This window comes from Rhizobium sp. 1399 (assembly GCF_031455475.1).
In the GTDB taxonomy this organism is placed as follows: Bacteria; Pseudomonadota; Alphaproteobacteria; order Rhizobiales; family Rhizobiaceae; genus Rhizobium.
In genome coordinates, this window is sequence record NZ_JAVDSU010000002.1 from 54789 (window position 1) to 76819 (window position 22031).

Genomic DNA, 22031 nt, shown 5'->3' on the forward strand with positions numbered 1-22031 from the left:
TTCCCCGAATACCGACCCAACGAATACTGGTCCAAAGGATATTGCGATGAAAAAACATAATCGCGCCACGGTCGCCGACCTCCTGGCGCTCAAGGAAAAACGGCAGCTCACGATGCTGCGCGTCACCTCGCTCGATGAGGCGGAAGCGGCGGAAAAAGCCGGCATTGACATGATCTCCGTGCCGCCAACCCTCTTGGGACCGGTCTTTCGCGAGGCGGCCCCCACACCCTTTGCCATTCCCGGCCTCGAATATGGCGACCATGTCTCGGCCGAGGACTATATAGGCGAGGCCTTCAAGGCGCTGAGGGCAGGCGGCGACGCCGTCTATTGCGCCGCAAGCCTGCAGACGATCCGCCGCATGCGCGACGAGGGTATTCCCGTCTGCGGCCATGTCGGACTGATCCCTTCGAAGGCGACCTGGACCGGCGGCTTTCGCGCTGTCGGCAAGTCGGCCGCTAGCGCCTTCGACGTCTGGCGCCAGACGAAGGCGCTTCAGGATGCCGGCGCATTCGCGGCCGAGATCGAGGTCGTTCCCGGCGATGTCGCGGCTGCGATTTCCAACCGCACCTCGATGCTGATGATCTCCATGGGCGCCGGGCGCGGCTGCGATGCGCAGTATCTCTTCGCCGACGACGTGCTCGGCACGACCAGAGACCACACGCCGCGACACGCCAAGGTCTACCGCAACTTCGCAGCCGAATATGACCGGCTACAGCGCGAGCGCATTGCGGCCTTCAGCGAATTTGTCGAGGATATCCGCTCGGGAGCCTATCCGGAAAAGCGTCACCTTGTCGGTATCGACGAAGCCGAATTGCGCAATTTCCTGCATCGGCTGGAAGCCGAGGGATAGAAGGCCCTCGGTCGCTGGGGAGAAAAGGAACCCGCCATTGGCATCGATGCCGGCCTATGTCAGAGAATAGAGCGATCACGAACAGATTCTCAGGCTCTGGTGACGATAGGCTTTGCACATGCGGAATTGATCGCGGTTCTCGTCGCGGTGACGGGCGATGAACCGCGTGTCATGACGATCCAGAGTGGCGATGCACTTCCGTCCGGCCCTTTCGAAATGGGCCATCGCACGCTGCAATCGGGCCTGCGTGAATGGATCCAGGAACAGACTGCCCATCCCGTCGGTTTTCTCGAGCAGCTCTACACATTTGCCGACCGCGACCGGAACAACGACATCCAGGGCGGACGCACCATATCCATCAGCTATCTCGGCCTCGTTTACGAACAGACGGGCGCCGGCCGGCCGGGCTGGCACGGCTGGTATGAATATTTCCCCTGGGAAGACCATCGCGACGGGCGGCCAGCCGTCATGGACGAATTGATCGCTCGCCTGCGCCTGTGGGCCGATGCCGATCCCTCCAGGCGCGAATATCGCCACCGCCGCGCCGATTTCACTTTCGGGCTCGACGGCGGCGGCTGGAACGAAGACCTGACACTGCAGCGTTACGAACTGCTCTATGAGGCGGGCCTCGTCACGGAAGCCGGCTCTAGCAAGAACGACAATCTCGGCCGACCGATGTTTGCCGACCACCGACGGATTCTCGCGACCGGCATTGCAAGGCTTCGCGCCAAGATCAAATACCGCCCGGTCGTCTTCGAACTTATGCCCGAAAGCTTCACCCTTCTGCAATTGCAGCGGGCCGTCGAAGCGCTGGCCGGCCTGACGCTGCATAAGCAGAACTTCCGCCGCCTGATCGAACAGCAGGAACTGGTGGAGGAAACCGGCGAGGCGACGAGCGAAACCGGCGGCCGGCCGGCCAAGCTTTTCCGCTTCCGCCAGACCATTCTCGAAGAGCGCGCGCTCGCTGGAACGAAATTACCTCTCTCCCGCAATTGACATATGCTCACTGTGAGAATATCTCTGTGCGCAGGATATGCTCAAATCGAGCATAATTGATGGAGCCGGCCATGAACCACCTTGTATCCGCGTCGTCCCTCTATGATCGCGTCAGCCGCGTCATTCCCAAAGCCGAATGGATGATGTTCCAGGACGATGTCGATGCGATCCTCGAGTTGAAGCGCAAGCGCAATGCCGTCATCCTGGCGCATAACTATCAGACGCCGGAAATCTTCCATGGCGTGGCCGATATCGTCGGCGACAGCCTGGCTCTGGCGCGAAAAGCCATCGAGGTCGATGCCGACGTGATCGTGCTGGCCGGAGTGCATTTCATGGCCGAGACGGCAAAGCTCCTGAACCCGGAAAAGACAGTGCTGATCCCCGATATGGGGGCCGGCTGTTCGCTGGCGGACTCGATCACGCCCGAGGATATCGCGCTGCTGCGCCAGGCTCATCCAGGCGTGCCCATCATCACCTATGTCAACACGTCTGCAGCCGTCAAAGCGGCCTCGGACATCTGCTGCACCTCGGGCAATGCCAAACAGGTCGTCGAATCCCTTGGCGTTCCCCGGGTGCTGATGATCCCGGACGAGTATCTTGCCCAGAATGTCGCCAAGGAAACCGATGTCGAAATTATCGCCTGGCATGGCCATTGTGAGGTGCATGAGCTTTTCACTGCCGAAGATGTTCGCCAATTGCGGGAGAACCACCCCGGCGTGACGGTGCTTGCCCATCCCGAATGCCCGCCGGATGTCGTTGCCGAGGCTGACTTCGCCGGCTCCACCGCCGTCATGTCCGATTATGTCGGGCAGAAGAAGCCGGCCCGCGTCGTGCTGCTGACCGAATGCTCGATGAGCGATAATGTCGCCGTGCATCATCCCGATGTCGAATTCATCCGCCCTTGCAATCTCTGCCCGCACATGAAGCGGATCACGCTCTCCAATATCCGCGCGGCACTGGAAGAAAACCGCCACGAAGTGACTGTCGATCCCGCGGTCGCTGTCGCTGCCCGCCGCGCTGTCGAGAGGATGCTGGCAATATGAGCGAGATTGCTGACCAAGTCACCGGCCGCACCGTCATCGTCGGCAGCGGCCTTGCAGGCCTGATGACGGCGCTGACGCTTGCGCCTGAGCCAGTTGTCATCGTTACTCGGGCTGGCCTCGGCGCTGAAACGTCAAGCGCCTGGGCGCAGGGCGGCATTGCCGCCAGTCTCGGCGCCGATGACAGCGCCGACCTGCATCTGGCCGATACACTCGCCGCTGGCGACGGGCTTTGCGATCCCGTCATCGCTGCCGGCATCGTCGCCGAGGCGCCGGCCGCGATCGCCGCGCTGGAGCGAGCAGGGGTCGGCTTCGACAAGACGCCGGATGGCAGCTTTTCGCTGGGGCTTGAGGCCGCCCATAGCCGCCGCCGCATCGTGCATGCGGACGGCGACGGCTCGGGTGCGGCGATCGTCCGTGCACTGGTCGCAGCCGTTACCGCGACACCCTCCATCACGGTGCTCGAAGGGCTGGAGGCCCGCCGCATCCTGACGGACGAGAGCGGTGTCAGCGGCCTCGTCTGCGCGAGCGAGAATGGCGCCGTCATCCTTCCGACACGGCGGATCGTGCTGGCGACCGGCGGCATCGGCGGCCTCTATGAGGCGACGACCAATCCGACCGGCAATTTCGGGCAGGGTATCATGCTTGCCGCGCGCGCCGGCGCCGAACTTGCCGACATGGAATTCGTGCAGTTCCACCCGACTGCGCTTGATTCCCGTCGCCGGCCACTGGCGCTGGTGAGCGAAGCCGTGCGCGGGGAGGGTGCCGTGCTCGTCAATGAGAGCTGCGACCGTTTCATGGCCGGCGTGCCGGGCGCTGAATTGGCGCCGCGCGATGTGGTGGCCCGCGCCATCAGCGCCGAACTGGCGCGTGGCGGCAGGGTGTTCCTCGACGCGCGCGCAGCACTTGGCGATCGTTTCGCCACGCGTTTTCCGGTCATCGACGCTCTGTGCCGGGAAGCCGGTCTCGATGCGTCGCGTCAGCTGATCCCGGTGCGCCCTGCCGTCCATTATCACATGGGCGGGGTAGCGACCGATGCTGCCGGCCGCAGCTCCATTGCAGGCCTGTGGGTTGCCGGCGAGGCGGCCTCAACCGGCCTGCACGGCGCAAATCGGCTCGCCAGCAATTCACTGCTGGAGGCCGCCGTCATGAGCATACGTGCGGCACGTGACATTCTTGCGACCCCAGCCGCAAAACCCTCGACAGCTGAATCCATAGTAACGCTGCCCGCGGCGGCCGATCCTTCCCCCGTCCGACCGATCGTCTCGCGCCATCTCGGCGTATTGCGCAATGCAGGCGCCATCCATGGCGCCGTCGCAAGCCTGCTGCCGCTTGTCGAAGCCGGGGGGCCGGCTTCCGATCCGGCGATTGTTGCGCTGTTGATTGCCGTCTTCGCCAGCCTTCGGGCGGAATCACGCAGAGCCCATGCCCGCACCGATTTTCCGCTGAGGCGGGCCGAAGCCGCACGGCGGAAAATGACGCTGACTGACGCCCTGGAGATTGCCCGGGCGACCGCTTCCCATCCCCTTGCAAGGAGTGCCTGAGATGAACCTCGCTTCCCTTCCGCGCGTCATTGTCGAGCCGCTGGTGCGTGCCGCCCTTACCGAGGATCTCGGCCTTGCCGGTGACATCACCTCGGCAGCTGTCATCCCGGAAGAACATCGCTCGACGGTCGTCATGGCCGCCCGCCAGCCGGGTGTGGTTGCTGGTCTCGACGCCGCAGACCTTTCCTTCCAGCTCGTCGATCCCGCCATCACGATGAAGCGGCATCTGCCTGATGGTGCCGCCGTAGAGCCAGGCAGCCTGATCGCCACCATCGAAGGCCCGTCGCGCGGGCTGCTGACGTCCGAGCGCACAGCGCTGAATTTCCTCGGTCATCTCTCGGGCATTGCCACAGTGACATCAGGCATAGTCGAGGCGATCCGCAACACCAAAGCCTCCGTCGTCTGCACCCGCAAGACGACGCCCGGCCTGAGGGCGCTGGAAAAATATGCCGTGCGGGCCGGTGGCGGTATGAACCACCGATTTGCGCTCAATGATGCGGTGCTGATCAAGGACAATCACGTTGCCATTGCCGGCGGCGTGGCAGAAGCAATCCGCCGCGCCAAGGCAGGCGTTGGCCACATGGTTAAGATCGAGGTCGAGGTCGACACGCTTGACCAGTTGCACGAGGCCATGGGCGAAGGGGTCGATGCCGTCCTCCTCGACAACATGACGCCCGATCAGCTGCGCGAGGCCGTCAGCATCGTCGCCGGTCGCGCCATCACCGAGGCCTCCGGCCGCGTCACGCCGGCAACCGCACCGGCCATTGCCGCCTCCGGCGTCGACCTGATCTCGGTCGGCTGGCTGACGCACAGCGCCCCGGTTCTCGATATCGGTCTTGATTTCGTCGAAGCCGCTGCCGAAAGTGCGTCGCCGTTCCGCCGTCTTGCCCAGGCATTCTAGAGCAATTCCTCCCATACGGTAGCCGACCTCTGCCGGCTGCCGTATCAGGGCCCCAATTCACGCCCGTATTTTCTTTAAACCCCCATCAGGATTTGCCCGAAATTCTGTCGGCGTTTTTCGCTGGACAGAGCCCCAAGCTATTGCAAAGCTCCATGAGCCCGCTGGAGGAGTGAGGCGAATTGGAGGAAATAGATTTGCAAAAACATGATGTTATTCCGTTGATGGGATTTGGCACCTTTGGGCGCAACGGCAAGGATGGTATCGATGCGATCCTGTGTGCGCTCGAAACCGGCTACAGGCACCTCGACACTGCGCAGACTTATGATACCGAATTCGAAGTCGGCGAAGCGCTGCGCCGCTCGGGCCTGAACCGAGACGAGGTCTTCCTGACGACGAAGATCTCGACCGATAATTTCGGTGCCGGCGCACTCGTTCCTTCGCTGGAAAAGAGCCTCGAAGCGCTCAAGGTCGACCAGGTGGACCTGACGCTGATCCACTGGCCCTCGCCCAATGGCCGCATTCCGCTCGACGTCTACATCACCCAGATCGCAGAAGCGCAGGCCCGCGGCCTGACGAAGCTGATCGGCGTTTCGAATTTCACGATCGCCCTTCTGGAGGAGACGGAAGCACTACTCGGCAAGGGCAGGATCGCCAACAACCAGTTCGAGCTCAATCCGATCCTGCAGAACAAGAAGCTCGCAAACTATTGCCGGGAAAAAGACATTCTCGTCACCTGCTACCTGCCGATCGCCCGTGGCATTCTGTCCGACGAGCCGGTGCTGCGCGCAATCGGTGAAAAACACGATGCGACGCCGGAACAGGTGGCGATCGCCTTCGAACTCGCCAAGGGCTACTGCACCATCCCCACATCGGGCCGGCCGGAGCGCATCCGCTCGAACTTCCAGGCAAGCTCGATCAGGCTTTCCCCTGAGGAAGTCGCCCGCATCGAAACCATCGACCGCAATCACCGCGTCGTCGATCCGGACTGGGGCCCGAAGTGGGACTAGGTTTTTCCGACGATCGACGGTCGCGTGCGACTGGATCGAGCGCGGTCGCGATGATCGCTAAACCGAGCCGCGTGTCGGCGTGAAGGGCAAGCGTTGCACATGCAGGCAGTCCTTCGTTTTCGTTAGCCGGACTGGACCAAGCGTTCGTCCGACAGGCTGCAGTTGCGGCGCTTGGCCGCTGATTTCAGCCTTTACATCATTGTCTCAATCACGTCGTAACGTGCACGATAGTCGGTCTGACAGAGTAATGAACCGCTGCTGCCGCAGTAGCGGAATGGCGCTTGCTTGAGTCTTCGGAGGCGATACAGAACGCCGGTGCCTCCCCGGTATCCGAACGCGCAGTGCCCTGATTTGGGCGACAGTTTGGAGATTGGGTGTGGGCGATCGTATCAACGATATTTTTGTCATTGGCGGCGGGATCGAGGAAGCCGCGGCATTGGACGAATACATGGCGGCAGCGCCGGTTCGCATGGCGGGATGATGCTCCGAAATAGAGCGGCGTCTCACGTCATATGCAGTATTCGTAAAGTGTGTTGGCAGCAAGCATCGGCCGGAGCGTAAATATTCGATGAAAATATTGCTCCAGCAAAGCAAAAGCGCTTCCCGTTGCCCGCTATTCACTCTAACATCATGTAATCGGTCGGTCCGTTCCAAGCGTTCCGGCTTTTAAAGGTGAGAACCCTGATGGACGGGTCAACCGGGGAAGTGAAAGCGAACAGATTATGTCTGCTCGGCAGGCCGCGATTGTTGGCCGCCGGGACTGAGCTTCCTTTGCCCGAAAAGTCCTATTTCCTGCTGGCAATGTTAGCGCTGTCGTCAGAACCGCTGGTGGACCGCGAAACCATCCGATGCCAGCTATGGCAATCCGAACTTCCCGAAAAACGGGCCGGCAGCCTTCGCCAGCTTCTGTCGCGCATCGAACAGAGCATTCCCGAGGGCCTGCCGCCCTTGCTCACTGCCACGCGCACCCATCTCGGCCTTGCGCCCGGCTGGGAGATCGACCTCAATATCCTCAAACAAAAGGATGTGTTGGGGCCGGACGAAAGCGGCATCCTGCTCGGAGAATTGCTCGAAAGCGTCAAATCTCCAACGCAGGGTGCCGAGGACTGGCTAACTTTCGAGCGCCAGCGGATTAACGAAGCGCGCATGGCGCATCTTGTCCGCCTGTTGGAAAGCAAGGACGAGCGTCCGGACGAGGAACAGGTCGCCTTTGCCAAGCGGCTGATCGAGCTCGACCCTGCCAACGAGATCGCCTGCCGTGCGCTGATGCGCGCCCACGCCCGCATGAATGACCTGCCGGCGGCGCGTCAGGCCTATCTGAAATGCCGCAGCCAGCTCAAGGACGATTTCGATATCGAACCGGACGAGGCCACGACGGCCCTTGCCCGCGAACTCGGCATCCTGTCCGCGGCACAGCCGGCGGCGACGGAACGTCCGCATCCGGTGTCGGAACTGCTGATCGATCCGGTCGGCCAGCCGCGTATCGTCATCCTGCCGCCCGAGAGCATCTTTACCGATCCGCTGATGGAGCGCGTCGGCCGCGCGCTGCTCGAAGATGTCACAATCGGGCTCAGCCAGCAGCGCGGCTTCAAGGTGATTGCCGCTCATACCAGCCTGGAAATGCTGAGCCGCGCGCTCGACCCGACGCGCCCGACCATCGGTCCGCTCGACCTCTCCTTCGACTATGCCGTCTATGTGACGATCCAGAGCCGCGACGAGGATGTCTATGCCACCTGCCGGCTGACGCGCACGGCAACCTCCGAAGTGCTCTGGGGGGTCGAAATTCCTTTTGCGATGCAGAAAATCAGCGAAGCCTTCAGCCAGCTGACCCGGCGTATCGTGATGACGCTTGCCGATACGATCGAGCGCTACGAACTGGCGATGCCGCTCGGCGACGTGCCGGCTTCCGCCTATCGCCTCTATCTCGAAGGCAAGCGGCTGATTTCACAGACAGACCTGCAGCACCTGCGCCAGGCGCGCAAATGGTTCAAGTCGTCGCTCAGCCGCTACGAACATTTCTCGCCGGCTCATGCCGGAATGTCGCGCGCCCTCGGCATGGAATGGCTGATCCGCGGGATGCGCGATCGGGAGCTGCTGGACGAAGCCTACAGTGCCGCAAGGATGGCGCGGCAGACCGACCCGAACAGCGGCCGGGCCTATCGCGAACTCGGCTTCGTGGCGCTCTATCGCCGCCGGTTTGAAGAAAGCCTCGATTCCTTCCAGCAAGCTCAGGATCTCAATCCCAACGACGCCGACATTTTGGCCGATTTTGCCGACGCACTTTCCCATGACGGGGATTTCGATCGGGCCCTCGAGCTCAGTCGCGCTGCCTTCAAGCTCAATCCGCTGCCGCCGGACTATTATTACTGGAACCTAGGCGGCATCCATTTCATGCGCGAAGAGTACGAAAAGGCGATCGATGCGCTGGAGCCGGTGAAGGCAAAACAGGCGACGGCGCGCCTGCTTGCGGCCGCCCATGCCATGGCGGGCGATGCCGCAAAAGCCAGGAACTACGCTCAGGTCGTGCTGGATAATTTCCCCGATTTCCGCAGCGAAGAGATCCGTCATTTCGTCCCCGATCGCGATCCGGCCTTCACTGATCCGTTGATAAAAGGCCTGCAACTCGCCGGTCTTCCCTAATGCAAGGCCTTTTAACGAAGCCTGTAACGCTTAAATGACGCAGGCAATGTTCTTTTTGAATGGTTAACGGCGGTCAGCCGCCCAACCATTTGGAGAGAGATCATGAAAACCGTTGAAACCAACGCTGCAATCCAGGCACCCGCACTCCGTTTCTCTGCTGCTGCCAAGGCAGCCGTCAAGCAGGACGAACTCCACGTTTCGGCAAACGGCCTTGAAAGCCTGACGCATGCACTGAGGTTCCGCTAAGGAATCGATGAGCATGTCTGCTTTGGCCGACCTTGAAACGCTTGCCGCTGACCTCAACAGATCATCGGCAGGCATCAACAGCTACCACGACCGGTCGATGACCCCGGCGCAGACCTTTGCGGCGATCAAGCCGCATCTGCGCGAATTCGGCATCACCCGCGTCGGACTGCTGACCGGCCTCGACGTGCTGAACATTCCGGTTGCCTTCGCCACAAGGCCGAACAGCCACACGCTGTCGGTCTTCCAGGGCAAGGGTATCGACAAGGAAGCGGCAATGACCTCTGCCGCCATGGAGGCAATAGAGACCCGCGCCGCTGAAATTGCGCCAGCCAACCTGACGCTCGCCAGTCTCGAGACCATGAAGGCCGAACGGGCCGCGATGATCGACCTCGACAGCGTGGCGCGCTGTGCGCCCGACGAGATCGGCGATAGTCAAATCCCCTGGTGCTCCGGCTTCGACCTCCTCTCAGGCAGCACCACTTTCGTGCCCTGGTGGCTGGTCGGCCTCGACCATCGCGGCGAACGCCCGCCGGGCTTCGAACAATCGAGCGACGGTCTGGCCTCGGGCAATACGCCAGCCGAAGCCGTGTTGCACGGGCTCTGCGAACTCGTCGAACGCGATGCCTGGGCGCTGACCCAGCTGAAATCCCCTCAACAGCTCAAGCAGAACCGCATCGATCCGCTCGCCTTCGGCGATGCCGTGATCGACGTCTTGGTCGATCGCATCCGCCAGGCTGGCATGCGCCTGCTGCTAATCGACATGACCACCGATATCGGTGTCCCGGCTTTTCTGGCCGTCATCATTCCCGGCAATCTCTCGGACCGCGTCGATGCCCGCTGGGCTCAGGTGTGCGGTGGTTGCGGCTGCCATCCTGATCCGGTGCGCGCAGCTCTTCGCGCCATCACCGAGGCTGCCCAGAGCCGGTTGACGGCGATTGCCGGCAGCCGCGATGATTTCTCGCCGAAGATCTACCAGCGGATCGACCGCAGCGCCGGCATGCGCCAGGTCGTCGATCTCTGCAACAATGATGCGGCGCTGAAACCCTTCCCCATGCGCCCGATGCGTCCGATGACGATCCAGGATACGATCCGCCACATTGCCGGCCGGCTGAGGGCTGTCGGCATCGGCCAGATCATCGCCGTGCCGCTGTCACACCCCACCCTTCCGGTTTCCGTCGTGCGCGTCATCGTGCCAGGCCTCGAGGTCGATATCAGCGGCCAGTACATCCAGCTCGGCCTGCGCGCCGTCAACGTCATCAGGGAGGCTGCGGCATGAAGATCCTCTTCGTCGGTCCGAGCCTTGCAAGCGAGATTGCGAATGCTCGTAAAAAGCATCCCGATATCGATTTCCGCCCGCCTGCCGCCTGCGGCGACATTCTAAAGGCTGTGCAGGAGGGGGCGACCGCAATCGGCCTGATCGACGGCTATTTCGGCGACCTGCCCTCCGTCTGGCACAAGGAAATCCTCTTCGCCTTGGGAAATGGCGTTGCCGTTGCCGGCGGCTCCAGCATGGGCGCGCTGCGCGCTGCCGAATGCTCCACCTTCGGCATGATCGGCATCGGCTCGATCTTCGACGACTACGAATCCGGCGATCTCGTCGACGACGAGGCAGTGGCGCTCGTCCATGCACCGCAGGAGCTTGGCTGGCTGCCGCTTTCCGTTCCCTGGGTCGATTTCGAGCCGACGATCGAAGGTCTCCATGCGAAGGGTGAGATTACCGTCAGCGAACGCAAGAAGCTGCTCCTCGCCGGACGCTTCCTGCATTTCTCCGAACGGACCTATGCCAAGGTGGTCGAAGAGTCCCACTTTGCCCGCAAACTGCGGCGCGACCAGATCCTGGCGGCGATCCGCGCCAATCGCGTCGAACGCAAGCGTAGCGACGCAAGGCTGGTGCTGGAATGGCTGCAAAAGGGAGCGTTTGCGTCAACGAAGCGTGATTGGACCTTTGCTGCGACCTCGCATTTCGAGCTGCTCCAGGCCGAAGTCACGCAGCAGATGCAGCCTGTAACGCTCGAATAACGGTTCCGAGCCCAAGGTAACTGGGCGTGGGGATATGACTGTTGTCGAGGGCGGAAACAATGTTCGAAAAAAGGGACCAAGGTGCAGGCAGGGAATACGCAAGACTCTTCCGGCTGCTGTCGGCAGCCAAGGACGAGGCTGAAAAACTTCAGCTGCGCAATCTTATGCACCTGACAAACATGGCGCTGCTGCAGGTCGTCATCGATTGGGACGGCATCGACCCGGACAGGGAACTCGATGCGAACCTCGAAAAACTCGTCGGTAGCAAAGCCAAGATCGCAATGAAGGACGCTGGCGAAAATCTGATCGTGATCGATCGCCATTAGCCCTGATGCAGGGTGCGACTGAGCGCTAGAAAATCAGGCCGACGCGTTATTCAGCAGCGTCGATTTCAGTCTGCTCCGTGCTGGCAATCGCCTGGACGAGCTTTAGGATTTTCTTGCGAAGCTGCTCGTTCTTGATCGAGAAAAAGGCAGCGTTGAGCTGGACGCCTTCACGCGAAATGATGAATTCTTCGCTCGGAGCGGGATTATCGTTTGCGTTGGCGGCGGGCGCCGTCAGGTCGTCGAAGAAGGTTCTGACATCGACGCTGAGAGCGCCGGCGATTTCGACGAGCATGCTGGCAGAGACGCGGTTGGAGCCCTTTTCGTATTTCTGGATCTGCTGGAAGGTCACGCCGACACGATCACCCAGTTCCGTCTGAGAAACCTTTCTCAGCAGTCGCTGTATACGGATCGTCTTGCCCACGTGAACATCCACGGAATGCGGTTCTTCTTTCATCTGATATTCCCTCCTGCGAAAACCGGGCCGACAACTTACACGGCCGGTAACAACAACTTTTAGCCGAGTTGGTTCAACCTAGCAATTGCTTGGATGTAGTTTAGGTTGGTCAAAACATCGCGCCATCCGAGAGCCCCTGCGGATTGCACCCAGCGACAGATCACTAAAAGCGAGAATCCGGCAGAATTAAACCCTAAAAGGGCGGAGCTGAGTGAAACTCAGAGCATCCACAGACGCTGTGCATTGCCATAAAGGAGCTTCGAACGCTCCGTTTCCGCAGTGCCTGACAGCACCGCCTGGGTGGCAGCAACCCAGGTGGAAAGGCCGTTCGCCAGCGTGCAGACAGGCCAGTCGCTGCCCCAGACCACGCGATCCCAGCCGAAGCTCGATATGACGTGCTCGATATAGGGCCGCAGGTTTTCCGCCGTCCAGCTTGCCGGATCGGCATTGGTGACGATGCCGGAAATCTTGGCGACGACATTCGGCCGGCGGGCGATTTCGGCAATGCCGCGGCTCCAGGGTTCGAAGGCGTTCGACTTGATATCGGGATTGCCGCAATGATCGAGGATGAACTGCACATCGGAGGCGGCATCGGCGAGCGCCACAACCTTGCCGACCTGATGCGGCAGCGTGCAGAGGTCGAAAGTCAGGCCGGTGCCGGAAAGCCTTCTGATATTCTCGCGGAAGAGCACACTTTCCGAGACGTCGTCAGGTACCACATGCAGCACGCGGCGAAAGCCCTTCACGAAGGGATCGGCCTTCTGGCGCTCCAGATAGTCGGCAAAACCATCTCCTTCCGGCCGGCAGGAGACGATCGCGCCAGCGATCAGATCGCCAAGGCGGCTGATATAGTCGGTCTCGGCCTGCATGATGATCGGATCGACATCCACCTCCATGTGCAGCACCTTGGTGATGCCGCAGCGTTTGGCCTCGGTCGCATAGGTCTCGTAGAGAAAATCGCGGTCGAGGGCCGGCACATCGGCAAGCCAGGGATAATTCAGCACTGACCGGTCGATGACGTGCAGATGGGTGTCGATAAACACGCTCTTCTCCTCCAAAGAGTGGTGGCAGAACCTATCTTTGGTGAATGGATTATTCAAATAGAAAATCTGCTGGATCTTAACCCGGCAGGGAAATCGTTGCGCCTGCGAGCGCCGAGAGCTCGGCCGCCGTCTTCTGCACCATGCCGATCGCCTGGCTGATATCGGGTGCTGCCGGTGCATTCACCAGCGCGATATAGGGGCAAGTCAGCGCGGCAATACCGCGCCCATCAGGCCCCAGGACCGGTGCAGAGAGATTATAGACGCCGGCCGTCTGGGCGCTTGCCATCATTTCATAGCCGCGCTCGCGAATCTGGTTCAGCCGCTCGTAAAATTCCGGGCCGAGATCGGCGTCTTTGCGGCTGCGCGCATGTTCCGAGATCATCATCTCGCGCTCTTCGTCGCTGCGGAAGGCAAGCAGCACATGGCCGGAGCCGGTGTCGAAAAGGCTGATATGGGAACCGACGCGGATCGACAGGCCCCAATAGTCCGGCGCCTCCTGCTGGGCGATGACGACGGCAGCACCCCGGTCGAATACGGCAAGATGGTTTGCCTGGCGCGAGCGCTGGGCGAGATCGCGCATCAGCGGCGTCGCATAGGAGGCAAGGCGGCGCACCGGCGCATGCAACTGCGCCAGGCCAAACAGTTTCAAGGTCAGAGAATAACGGTCGCCATCGAGCCGCGTCACGTAACCGCGCCTCACGAGACGGTCGAGCATTCGATAGAATTCGTTCGGGCTGCGCTCCAGCCGCTTGGCGATTTCCGCCTGCGTCAGGCCGCTGTCGACGCTGGCCAGAAGTTCGAGAATATCAAGACCCTTGTCGAGCGCCGGAGCGCGATAGCGATCTGACTCGTCGGTCTCCATTCTTCCCTCCTGTGAATATCATTCTGCATATACGCAGGCGGGCACAGGGAAAAGAGAAAGTTCGCGCTTGACCATGGGGCTATCGTCTGTTTGTCTATAAACAGACAAATTAAATGTGAGGACGTTGTTCGGCATAGTCTCACGTCGGACGATCGCAATCCCGGAAAGGCTCGCCAAGGCGAGACAAAAATAAGATAACGGGACGGGAGGAAGGCCATGCAACGCATGGACATCGTGATCGCCTGCACAAAGGTGGCATCGCCTTGCAAGGCACGTGGCCGAGCGCGGCCTTTATCCCGACCGATCCTTTTGAGATAGATTCAGCACCACGCCAGCGCGCGAAAAATCCCCAAAGAGGCCATGACATGACAAGCAATCTTTCCGGCAAAACCGTTCTCATCACCGCAGCCGGTCAAGGCATCGGCCGCGCCACCGCGCTTGCCTTCGCCGCTGCCGGCGCCAGGGTGCATGCCACCGACATCAATACCGACGCGCTGGCGACCCTCGCGGCGGAGAGCAAGATTTCCACCCACAAGCTCAACGTGCTCGAAGACGAGGCGGTCAAGGCGCTGGTGGCCGAAATCGGCGCCGTCGACGTGCTCTTCAACTGCGCCGGCACCGTCCATAACGGCTCCGTGCTCGACATGAAGGATACCGATCTGGAATTTGCCTTCGATCTCAACGTCAAGGCGATGATCCGCACCATCCGCGCCGTGCTGCCGGGTATGCTGGAGCGCAAGGATGGCGCGATCATCAACATGTCCTCGGTCGCCTCGAGCATCAAAGGCGTGCCGAACCGTTTTGCCTATGGTGTGACCAAGGCAGCCGTGATCGGGCTCACCAAGTCCGTCGCTGCCGATTACGTGACGCAAGGCGTGCGCTGCAACTGCATCTGCCCCGGCACTGTCGAAAGCCCCTCGCTGCAGGATCGCATGCGCGCACAGGGCGATTATGACACGGCGCGTGCCGCCTTCATCGCCCGCCAGCCGATGGGCCGCCTCGGCACGCCGGAGGAGATCGCCGATCTCGCCGTCTACCTCGCCGGTGCGACCTACACTTCCGGCCAGGCCTACGCCATCGACGGCGGCTGGACGATTTGAGCTTTTGCATGGCCGGCTTCTTCCAAGGAAGGATACCGGCCCCTCAACGGGAAGAACATCATGACCCGCATCACCGACCTCCGTGTTTTCGACCTTCGCTTTCCGACTTCGCAAAGCCTCGATGGTTCCGATGCGATGAACCCGGATCCGGATTATTCCGCCGCCTATGTGATCCTAGAAACCGACAAGCACGGTCTGGCCGGCCACGGCCTCACCTTTACCATCGGCCGCGGCAACGACATCTGCTGCGCGGCGATCGAGGCTATGCGGCATCTCGTCGTCGGCACCAAACTTTCAGACGTGCTGGCCCATCCCGGCAAATATTGGCGGCATCTGACCAGCGACAGCCAGCTGCGATGGATCGGTCCTGAAAAGGGCGCGATCCATCTGGCGACCGGTGCAATCGTCAACGCCGTCTGGGATCTGCTTGCCAAGGAGGCCGGCAAGCCGGTCTGGCGCCTCGTTGCAGACATGCCTGCCGAAGAAATCGCCGATATCGTCGATTACCGCTACCTCACCGACGTGCTGACGCGCGATGAGGCGATCGCCATCCTGAGACAGGCCGAAGCCGGCAAGGCCGAGCGCATCGCCACGCTCGAGAAGGAAGGCTATGCCTGCTACACGACCTCGGCCGGCTGGCTCGGCTACGAGGACGAGAAACTGCGCCGGCTCTGCCAGGAAGCGATCGATGCCGGCTTCAACCACATCAAGATGAAGGTCGGCCGCGACCTTGAGGACGATATCCGCCGCCTCAGGATCGCCCGCGAGGTGATCGGCCCGGACCGTTACCTGATGATCGACGCCAACCAGGTCTGGGAGGTCGGCCAGGCGATCGACTGGATCAACCAACTCTCTTTCGCCAAACCCTTCTTCATCGAAGAGCCGACGAGCCCCGACGATGTTGCTGGCCACCGCAAGATCCGCCAGGGCATAACACCGGTAAAGGTCGCGACCGGCGAGATGTGCCAGAACCGCATCATGTTCAAACAGTTCATCGCCGAAGGCGCGATCGATATCGTCCAGATCGACTCCTGCCGCATGGGCGGGCTGAACGAGGTGCTGGCCGTGCTGCTGGTCGCGGCGAAATTCGGCCTGCCGGTCTGGCCCCATGCGGGCGGTGTCGGGCTCTGCGAATATGTCCAGCACCTGTCGATGATCGATTATGTGGCGGTGTCAGGCACCAAGGATGGCCGTGTCATCGAATATGTCGACCACCTGCATGAACATTTCCTCGATCCCTGCATCATCAAGGACGCGGCCTATATGCCGCCAACCCAGCCAGGCTTCTCGATTGAGATGAAACCGGCTTCGATTGCCCGCTACACATTCCGTGGCTAGGGCAGGCGGCATCATGCGAGCATGGCTTCCCCGGCTGTCTGCTGGGGATAGAAGCATGCCAATCATTGCAGAAACGTCCCGGATGCTTTATAAGAAAGGTATATGGAGATGGGCTCGAAAGAGCCATCTTCGCGAGCTTCGGACAGCCTGTTTGGTGCGTTTTCAACTCGCTGTTTTTTCTCACATTTTTCATCGATACGGAATCTATTTCGTGGATTGATTCCGTCACACCCCTGTTCGATTTTGGGACATCCGGCGGCCGAAAATGATCTCAGGCATTCTTTCGCGCATATCTGCGTTCCAGGCGGGCATGGCTTGTCCAAGCTCGTCTTCGGATTTCGACAGACGAGGGCGCCCTCTGTCTTCGTCAACGCACAGGGAACGCGGCAACAGGGCCGCCTCGCCCTTTCGTCATCGGATCCTTTGCCGGCAAAGATTAGGAATCGGTAATAGCTGATTCTTCTCAATGGGATGCGCCAGGGGCTGTCCACGGCATCAAAACATCAGCTGTGCCGTATCGATCGCAAAAATGATGTGAGGATGGCACAGCTTTGCAAGGCGAATCGGATTTCTGTTAACTGGCGGAGATATCAGGGGAAATTGTAATCCTTCTGTCGTAAACTCATGATCGAGACCGCTGCCGCTAAAGCCTTGCTCTGCTGGAGTAGCTTGCCAGAATCGCTGCGATCGGTAATCGTCACGGATAAACAGCCGTTTCTGGTGTTTTTCCGTGATGAAAGATTAGAGCGTGAGCAAGCCACAAAGGACTTCTCGGACCCTTCAGCGTAGCGTCGATGAGACGATCGGCGCCCACGCGTCGACGATCAGTTCGCAGTTGCAGGCGATCAGCGAAGCCCTGTTTCCGCCGACCGCCAGCAAGACGCTGCGCCGCTTCACATCCGGCGAGGCGGCCAAGCTGATCGGCGTCTCGGATTCAACCTTGCGAAAGATGACGCTTGCCGGCGAAGGCCCGCAGCCCGATGTCAGCAGCAACGGCCGGCGCCTCTATTCTCTGCGCCAGCTCAATGAGCTGCGTGCTCTGCTTGCCGCCTCCGCCCGTGGTCGCGAGGCGCATGACTTCCTGCCGCGCCGCAGGGAGAACGAACATCTCCAGGTCATCGCCGTCACCAATTTCAAGGGCGGATCGGGCAAGACCACGACATCGGTGCATCTTGCGCAATATCTTGCGCTGCAGGGCTACCGCGTGCTCGCCCTCGATCTCGACCCGCAGGCCAGCATGTCCGCCATGCTCGGCGTCATGCCGGAGACCGATGTCCGTTCCAACGAGACCCTCTATGCGGCAATCCGTTACGATGAGGAACGACGCCCTCTCTCCGAGGTCGTGCGCAATACCTATTTCGACGGCCTGGATCTCATCCCCGGCAATCTCGAACTCATGGAGTTCGAGCATACGACGCCGCGCGCGCTGATGCGCGGCTCCCGGGACGGCGAAGGCGTGTTCTTCATGCGCGTCGCCAAGGCGCTCGACGATGTCGCCGAGAACTATGATGTCGTCGTCCTCGATTGCCCCCCACAGCTCGGTTACCTGACGCTGAGCGGCCTTTGCGCCGCGACCTCGATGATCGTCACCGTGCACCCGCAGATGCTGGACGTGGCCTCCATGAGCCAGTTTCTACTGATGACGCATGACCTTCTCTCCGTCGTGCGCGAAGCCGGGGGCGAGCTCAATTACGATTTCATTCGATATCTACTCACCCGCTACGAGCCGCAGGATGCGCCGCAGACGAAGGTCGCGGCCCTCTTGCGCAATCTGTTCGACGATCACGTCATGATCAACGCGATGGTGAAATCCGCAGCGGTCTCCGATGCCGGCCTCACCAAGCAGACACTTTATGAGATCGGCCGCGAGAACCTGACACGCTCGACCTATGACCGCGCGATGGAAGCCCTCGATGCCGTCAACAGAGAAGTCGAGACGCTGATCCGGCAAGCATGGGGGCGCACATGACGTTCTTGCTGATCGACAGCGATTTATCAGGTTTCAGCGGGACGCCCGACCTGTTGGGAGCTCCCAAAAGAGGCTGGCGCGGTGTGAGCGCCTGGCAAAAAACCCTCCATCTATCGGCAGCCCATAAGCGTGTTGGGAGCTCCCAACTGCGCTCTTTCGGCTTGCCCGCCTTTAACTGGAAAGGAGAGAATTGATGAGCCGACGCGATACCGTCAATTCGATCTTCATGCGCAAGGCTGATACGCCGGCGCCTTCCGCTGGCGTCGAGAAGAACCCGGACCGCGTGCGCACCGGCGCCGTCTCGGCCATGGGTGCATCGCTGCAGGAAATGACGGAAGCGGCGCGTGCCGCCGGCCGGCTGCAGGCGCAGATTTCCTCCGGGTTCTCCGTTCTGGAAATCGACCCGTCGGATATTTCCAATTCCTCGATCAGCGATCGTATCCCTGTCGAGCGCGATGCCGATTTCGATGCACTGGTGACGAGTATTTCCGAACACGGCCAGAAAGTGCCGATCCTGGTACGTCCCGACCCTGAAAAGGAAGGACACTACCAAATCGCTTATGGCCGTCGCCGTCTACGTGCCGCTGCAAAACTTGGGCTCAAGGTCAAGGCGATCGTCCAGAGCTTGAGCGACAATGAACTGGTGATTGCCCAGGGCAAGGAAAATCTCGACCGGCAGGATCTCTCCTTCATCGAAAAGGCGCTGTTTGCCCATCGTCTGGAAGAGGCGGGTTACCCCCGTGATGTCATCATAGCAGCACTCTCGACCGACAAGGCCGATCTCAGCCGTTACATCTCGGTCGCCCGTGGCGTACCGCAGAACGTAATTCTGGCGATCGGTCCGGCACCGAAGGCAGGCCGCGCGCGATGGCTCGCCCTCGTCGACGCTGTCTCTTCCTTACCGAAGAAAGTCGAGTCGATCATTGAGGACGATACCTTTGCCGATCTCGACAGCGATCAGCGTCTGCAGCGTGTGCTGTCGAAAATCGCAGCGCGCGATGCGAAGAAGGTGGCGGGCGATATCTGGAAAACACGGCAAGGACAGAAGGCGGCGCAAATCGAGCGCTCCGGCAACAAGACGCGCATCACTTTCGATGAGCGCATGGTGCCTGAATTTGCCGATTATCTCACGACCCGGCTGGATGAGCTCTTCGAAGAGTTCGGCGCCGTCAGGTCACAACGATAACTGTTGGCGGACTAAGCCGCTGACGAGGATTTGACTGTTAGGAAAAGGAGCCAATAGGCAAAGAAAAAGGCCCCCGAACAAACATCCGGAAGCCCTCTTCTCTCGTTTAGCACCTAGAGAATCGCACTTCCCGGAATCGCTGTCAAGGTTTTTGAACGCCGTTTTGGCGGGCGCTGATGATTTGCCTTTGTATAAGGTGAACCAGGATGGATACGGGATTTGTGACGACGCCTTTCGGGCGGCGGCCGATGTCGCTTGCTTTGATGAGAGGTCAGCTTCAGGCCGAATCAGTTAAACCAGATAAGTCCGTCGACAAGTGGAAAGTGTTTCGCGACGTCTGCGAAGCACGCCCGCTGCTCGACATTTCCGACCGCACACTCGCTGTGCTGAACGCCCTTCTCTCCTTCTATCCCGAGAACCGTCTCTCCGGGGAGGCGAGCATGGTTGTCTTTCCTTCCAACCGGCAGCTGATAGTACGGGCGCACGGCATTGCAGTCACCACGCTGCGCCGGCATCTGGCGGCTCTTGTCGACACCGGGCTGATCATCCGCAAGGACAGTGCCAACGGAAAACGTTTTGCCCGCCGCAAGACCACCGGTGAGCTGGAGGATGCCTACGGCTTCAGCCTGGCGCCGCTTCTTGCCCGCAGCGAGGAACTGGCTGCCATGGCTCAAAAGATCGAAGCCGACCGGATAGCACTCCGGCGAGCGCGCGAGCGACTGACGATTTGCCGCCGCGATGTCCGCAAACTGATCGATGCCGCAATCGGGGACGCCGTTCCCGGCAATTGGGACGAGATCGAGGCTGCCTATGCCCGTCACCTCGCATGCCTGCCCCGCAATCCCAAAGCTTCCGATCTGGACAGCGTGCGGCTGAAGTTCGAAGAACTACGCACCGACATCGTCAATCTGTTGACGAACTTCGATAATTTCAAAAAAACGACCGCCAGTGTGGTCCAAAATGAACCGCACATACAGAATTCAGATATAGACTCCCTTGAATTAGAATCTGTACCGGTGGTGCAAGTGGAAACGCTGCCGATTGCATCCGGGACGGTTCAGCCGAACGGATTTCAGAAGGTATTCCCTCTCGCCCTCATCCTGCAGGCCTGCCCGCAAATCAGCGATTATGCTCAGGGAGGAGCGATCAGGAGCTGGCGAGATCTCGTGATCGCTGCCGTTACCGTACGGTCCATGCTGGGAATCACCCCGGAGACTTATCACGCGGCTTGCGAAAGCCTTGGCCGGGAAAGTGCTGCTGTCGTCATTGCCTGCATGCTGGAGCGGGCGACCCATATCAACTCACCGGGCGGCTATCTGCGGGATTTGACCCGTAAGGGAGCGCGCGCAGAATTTTCGCTTGGACCTATGCTGATGGCGCTGGTACGGCAGAACAGCCCGGTCGCGCGCAGGGCTTGAACGGCTTGAGCAAGGTCGATAACTGGCTGCCGTGACCGTTCATTTCGAAGGAGAAAGCTACTGAATGGCCGTAAGACGCGTTTTCGTTAGGGTCATCAGGACTATCCGAAAGGCACGTTCTTCTTCTTGTGCACGACAGGTGTCGGAAATGAAGGCTTGGTTCACTTCCGCAACCGAAGAAGAGCCACGTCTTATCAATGGCTTAACTGAAGCAGCGTTTCGCAAGGCGGTGGCGGAATTACCGCAAATGCTTGAGAAACAACGCATAAAGCGTCCCAAGGCCGGAAAGGGTCGTTGACGTGAATTGGCCGGAGACGTTAGGGCAAATCAGGCCATTGAAGGCCAGAAGAGTATGAGAAAGGCGAGGACGGACTTGAAGCGGGCAGTGGATCTTTTCCTGGCTCTGGTGGCAACCCTGATCCTAATCATTCCGATTATGGTCGTGGCGCTTTGCGTGCGCCTGACCTCTCCGGGGCCTGCGCTCTACTGGTCGAACCGGGTGGGGCGCCGCAACGAGATCTTCCGGATGCCGAAATTCCGTAGCATGCGGATCGACACACCGACGGTCGCCACGCATCTGCTCGACGATCCCTCCCGATATTTGACGCCAATCGGCGGCTTCCTGCGCAAGTCGAGCCTTGATGAACTGCCGCAGCTCTGGTGCATCCTGAAGGGCGAGATGAGCTTCGTCGGCCCGCGTCCGGCGCTCTATAACCAGGATGACCTGATCGCGCTGCGTACGGCCGAAGGTGTCGACGCCCTGCTTCCGGGGCTGACTGGCTGGGCGCAGGTCAACGGGCGCGACGAGCTGCCGATCCCCGAAAAGGTGAAGTTCGACGTTGATTATCTGCAACGCCGCTCCTTCTTCCTGGATATGCGTATCTTGGCGATGACTGTCGGTAAGGTATTGGGCAGCAAAGGTATAACCCATTGAGGCTACTACCCAAGGTTATGAACAGATTGCATACGCGACTACCGATTATTCGGTTGCACTTGAGATCGAAAAGGACAAGAAGAAGTCAGGCTGGAATGATGGGTGGGCAGTATAAACATGCATGATGATCCTTCAAATGACGGATCAAAGACCAGCCA

At 60.3% G+C, this 22031-nt stretch carries 22 protein-coding genes; 19 read left to right on the forward strand and 3 right to left on the reverse strand.

Going from position 1 to position 22031, the window contains the following annotated elements; genetic code table 11:
- The first annotated feature begins 46 nt into the window (after positions 1 to 46).
- The 11 genes from J2X71_RS06250 (at position 47) to J2X71_RS06300 (ending at position 11569) form a co-directional block, all read left to right on the forward strand.
- The gene (locus tag J2X71_RS06250) at positions 47 to 850 is read left to right on the forward strand and encodes a 3-methyl-2-oxobutanoate hydroxymethyltransferase (protein WP_310380189.1); all 804 of its coding nucleotides are present in this window, start codon (positions 47 to 49) and stop codon (positions 848 to 850) included.
- A gap of 99 nt (positions 851 to 949) precedes the next feature.
- Positions 950 to 1846: an NrtR DNA-binding winged helix domain-containing protein gene (locus J2X71_RS06255; RefSeq protein WP_310380191.1), complete on the forward strand. Its 897-nt coding sequence runs from the start codon at positions 950 to 952 to the stop codon at positions 1844 to 1846.
- A gap of 71 nt (positions 1847 to 1917) precedes the next feature.
- Complete coding sequence (gene nadA / locus J2X71_RS06260; RefSeq protein WP_310380193.1) at positions 1918 to 2889, forward strand: quinolinate synthase NadA; 972 nt, start codon at positions 1918 to 1920, stop codon at positions 2887 to 2889.
- Positions 2886 to 4430, forward strand: coding sequence for an L-aspartate oxidase (locus J2X71_RS06265; RefSeq protein ID WP_310380195.1), 1545 nt, complete (start codon positions 2886 to 2888; stop codon positions 4428 to 4430). Before nadA ends, J2X71_RS06265 begins: the two co-directional genes overlap by 4 nt.
- Before the next feature lies 1 nt (position 4431).
- Entirely contained in the window at positions 4432 to 5331 is a 900-nt protein-coding gene (gene nadC / locus J2X71_RS06270; protein WP_310380197.1) for a carboxylating nicotinate-nucleotide diphosphorylase, read from the forward strand.
- A 194-nt stretch (positions 5332 to 5525) separates the two neighbouring features.
- Entirely contained in the window at positions 5526 to 6338 is an 813-nt protein-coding gene (locus tag J2X71_RS06275) for an aldo/keto reductase (protein WP_310380198.1), read from the forward strand.
- Positions 6339 to 7022: 684 nt separating this feature from the next.
- Positions 7023 to 8978, forward strand: coding sequence for a BTAD domain-containing putative transcriptional regulator (locus J2X71_RS06280; protein ID WP_310380199.1), 1956 nt, complete (start codon positions 7023 to 7025; stop codon positions 8976 to 8978).
- A 102-nt stretch (positions 8979 to 9080) separates the two neighbouring features.
- Positions 9081 to 9224, forward strand: a complete 144-nt coding sequence (locus J2X71_RS06285) for a hypothetical protein (RefSeq protein WP_310380204.1) — start codon at positions 9081 to 9083, stop codon at positions 9222 to 9224.
- Between the two features lie 13 nt (positions 9225 to 9237).
- Entirely contained in the window at positions 9238 to 10500 is a 1263-nt protein-coding gene (locus J2X71_RS06290; protein ID WP_310380205.1) for a YcaO-like family protein, read from the forward strand.
- Positions 10497 to 11243, forward strand: a complete 747-nt coding sequence (locus tag J2X71_RS06295) for a TfuA-like protein (RefSeq protein WP_310380207.1) — start codon at positions 10497 to 10499, stop codon at positions 11241 to 11243. Before J2X71_RS06290 ends, J2X71_RS06295 begins: the two co-directional genes overlap by 4 nt.
- Positions 11244 to 11302: 59 nt before the next feature.
- Complete coding sequence (locus tag J2X71_RS06300) at positions 11303 to 11569, forward strand: hypothetical protein (protein WP_007812121.1); 267 nt, start codon at positions 11303 to 11305, stop codon at positions 11567 to 11569.
- Positions 11570 to 11615: 46 nt separating this feature from the next.
- Here the strand turns inward: J2X71_RS06300 and J2X71_RS06305 are convergent, their stop codons facing one another.
- The 3 genes from J2X71_RS06305 to J2X71_RS06315 form a co-directional block, all read right to left on the reverse strand.
- Complete coding sequence (locus J2X71_RS06305; RefSeq protein ID WP_310380212.1) at positions 11616 to 12023, reverse strand: helix-turn-helix transcriptional regulator; 408 nt, start codon at positions 12021 to 12023, stop codon at positions 11616 to 11618.
- Between the two features lie 218 nt (positions 12024 to 12241).
- The gene (locus tag J2X71_RS06310; protein WP_310380214.1) at positions 12242 to 13066 is read right to left on the reverse strand and encodes an amidohydrolase; all 825 of its coding nucleotides are present in this window, start codon (positions 13064 to 13066) and stop codon (positions 12242 to 12244) included.
- A gap of 76 nt (positions 13067 to 13142) precedes the next feature.
- Positions 13143 to 13928 carry an IclR family transcriptional regulator gene (locus J2X71_RS06315; RefSeq protein WP_310380215.1) on the reverse strand — a complete coding sequence of 262 codons (786 nt, stop codon included), beginning with the start codon at positions 13926 to 13928 and terminating at the stop codon, positions 13143 to 13145.
- 365 nt (positions 13929 to 14293) lie between these two features.
- On the opposite strand from J2X71_RS06315, the gene J2X71_RS06320 reads away from it, so the two are divergent.
- The 8 genes from J2X71_RS06320 to J2X71_RS06355 all read left to right on the forward strand — a co-directional run bounded on the left by J2X71_RS06320 (position 14294) and on the right by J2X71_RS06355 (position 21873).
- Positions 14294 to 15028 (forward strand): SDR family oxidoreductase, encoded by a 735-nt coding sequence (locus J2X71_RS06320; protein WP_310380217.1) that lies wholly within the window; start codon positions 14294 to 14296, stop codon positions 15026 to 15028.
- A gap of 60 nt (positions 15029 to 15088) precedes the next feature.
- Positions 15089 to 16366, forward strand: coding sequence for an L-fuconate dehydratase (locus J2X71_RS06325; RefSeq protein ID WP_310380219.1), 1278 nt, complete (start codon positions 15089 to 15091; stop codon positions 16364 to 16366).
- A 748-nt stretch (positions 16367 to 17114) separates the two neighbouring features.
- Positions 17115 to 18335 (forward strand): plasmid partitioning protein RepA, encoded by a 1221-nt coding sequence (gene repA, locus J2X71_RS06330; RefSeq protein ID WP_310380222.1) that lies wholly within the window; start codon positions 17115 to 17117, stop codon positions 18333 to 18335.
- Positions 18332 to 18529 carry a hypothetical protein gene (locus tag J2X71_RS06335; protein ID WP_310380224.1) on the forward strand — a complete coding sequence of 66 codons (198 nt, stop codon included), beginning with the start codon at positions 18332 to 18334 and terminating at the stop codon, positions 18527 to 18529. Before repA ends, J2X71_RS06335 begins: the two co-directional genes overlap by 4 nt.
- A complete protein-coding gene (gene repB, locus J2X71_RS06340; RefSeq protein WP_310380226.1) occupies positions 18529 to 19521 on the forward strand; it encodes a plasmid partitioning protein RepB in 993 nt (330 codons plus the stop codon). The genes J2X71_RS06335 and repB overlap by 1 nt, the downstream gene beginning before the upstream one ends.
- Before the next feature lie 206 nt (positions 19522 to 19727).
- A complete protein-coding gene (gene repC / locus J2X71_RS06345; RefSeq protein WP_310380229.1) occupies positions 19728 to 20939 on the forward strand; it encodes a plasmid replication protein RepC in 1212 nt (403 codons plus the stop codon).
- Positions 20940 to 21087: 148 nt separating this feature from the next.
- Complete coding sequence (locus tag J2X71_RS06350) at positions 21088 to 21237, forward strand: hypothetical protein (protein ID WP_310380231.1); 150 nt, start codon at positions 21088 to 21090, stop codon at positions 21235 to 21237.
- Between the two features lie 54 nt (positions 21238 to 21291).
- On the forward strand, positions 21292 to 21873 hold the full coding sequence (locus tag J2X71_RS06355; RefSeq protein WP_310380234.1) for a sugar transferase: 582 nt from the start codon (positions 21292 to 21294) through the stop codon (positions 21871 to 21873).
- Positions 21874 to 22031: the final 158 nt, after the last annotated feature.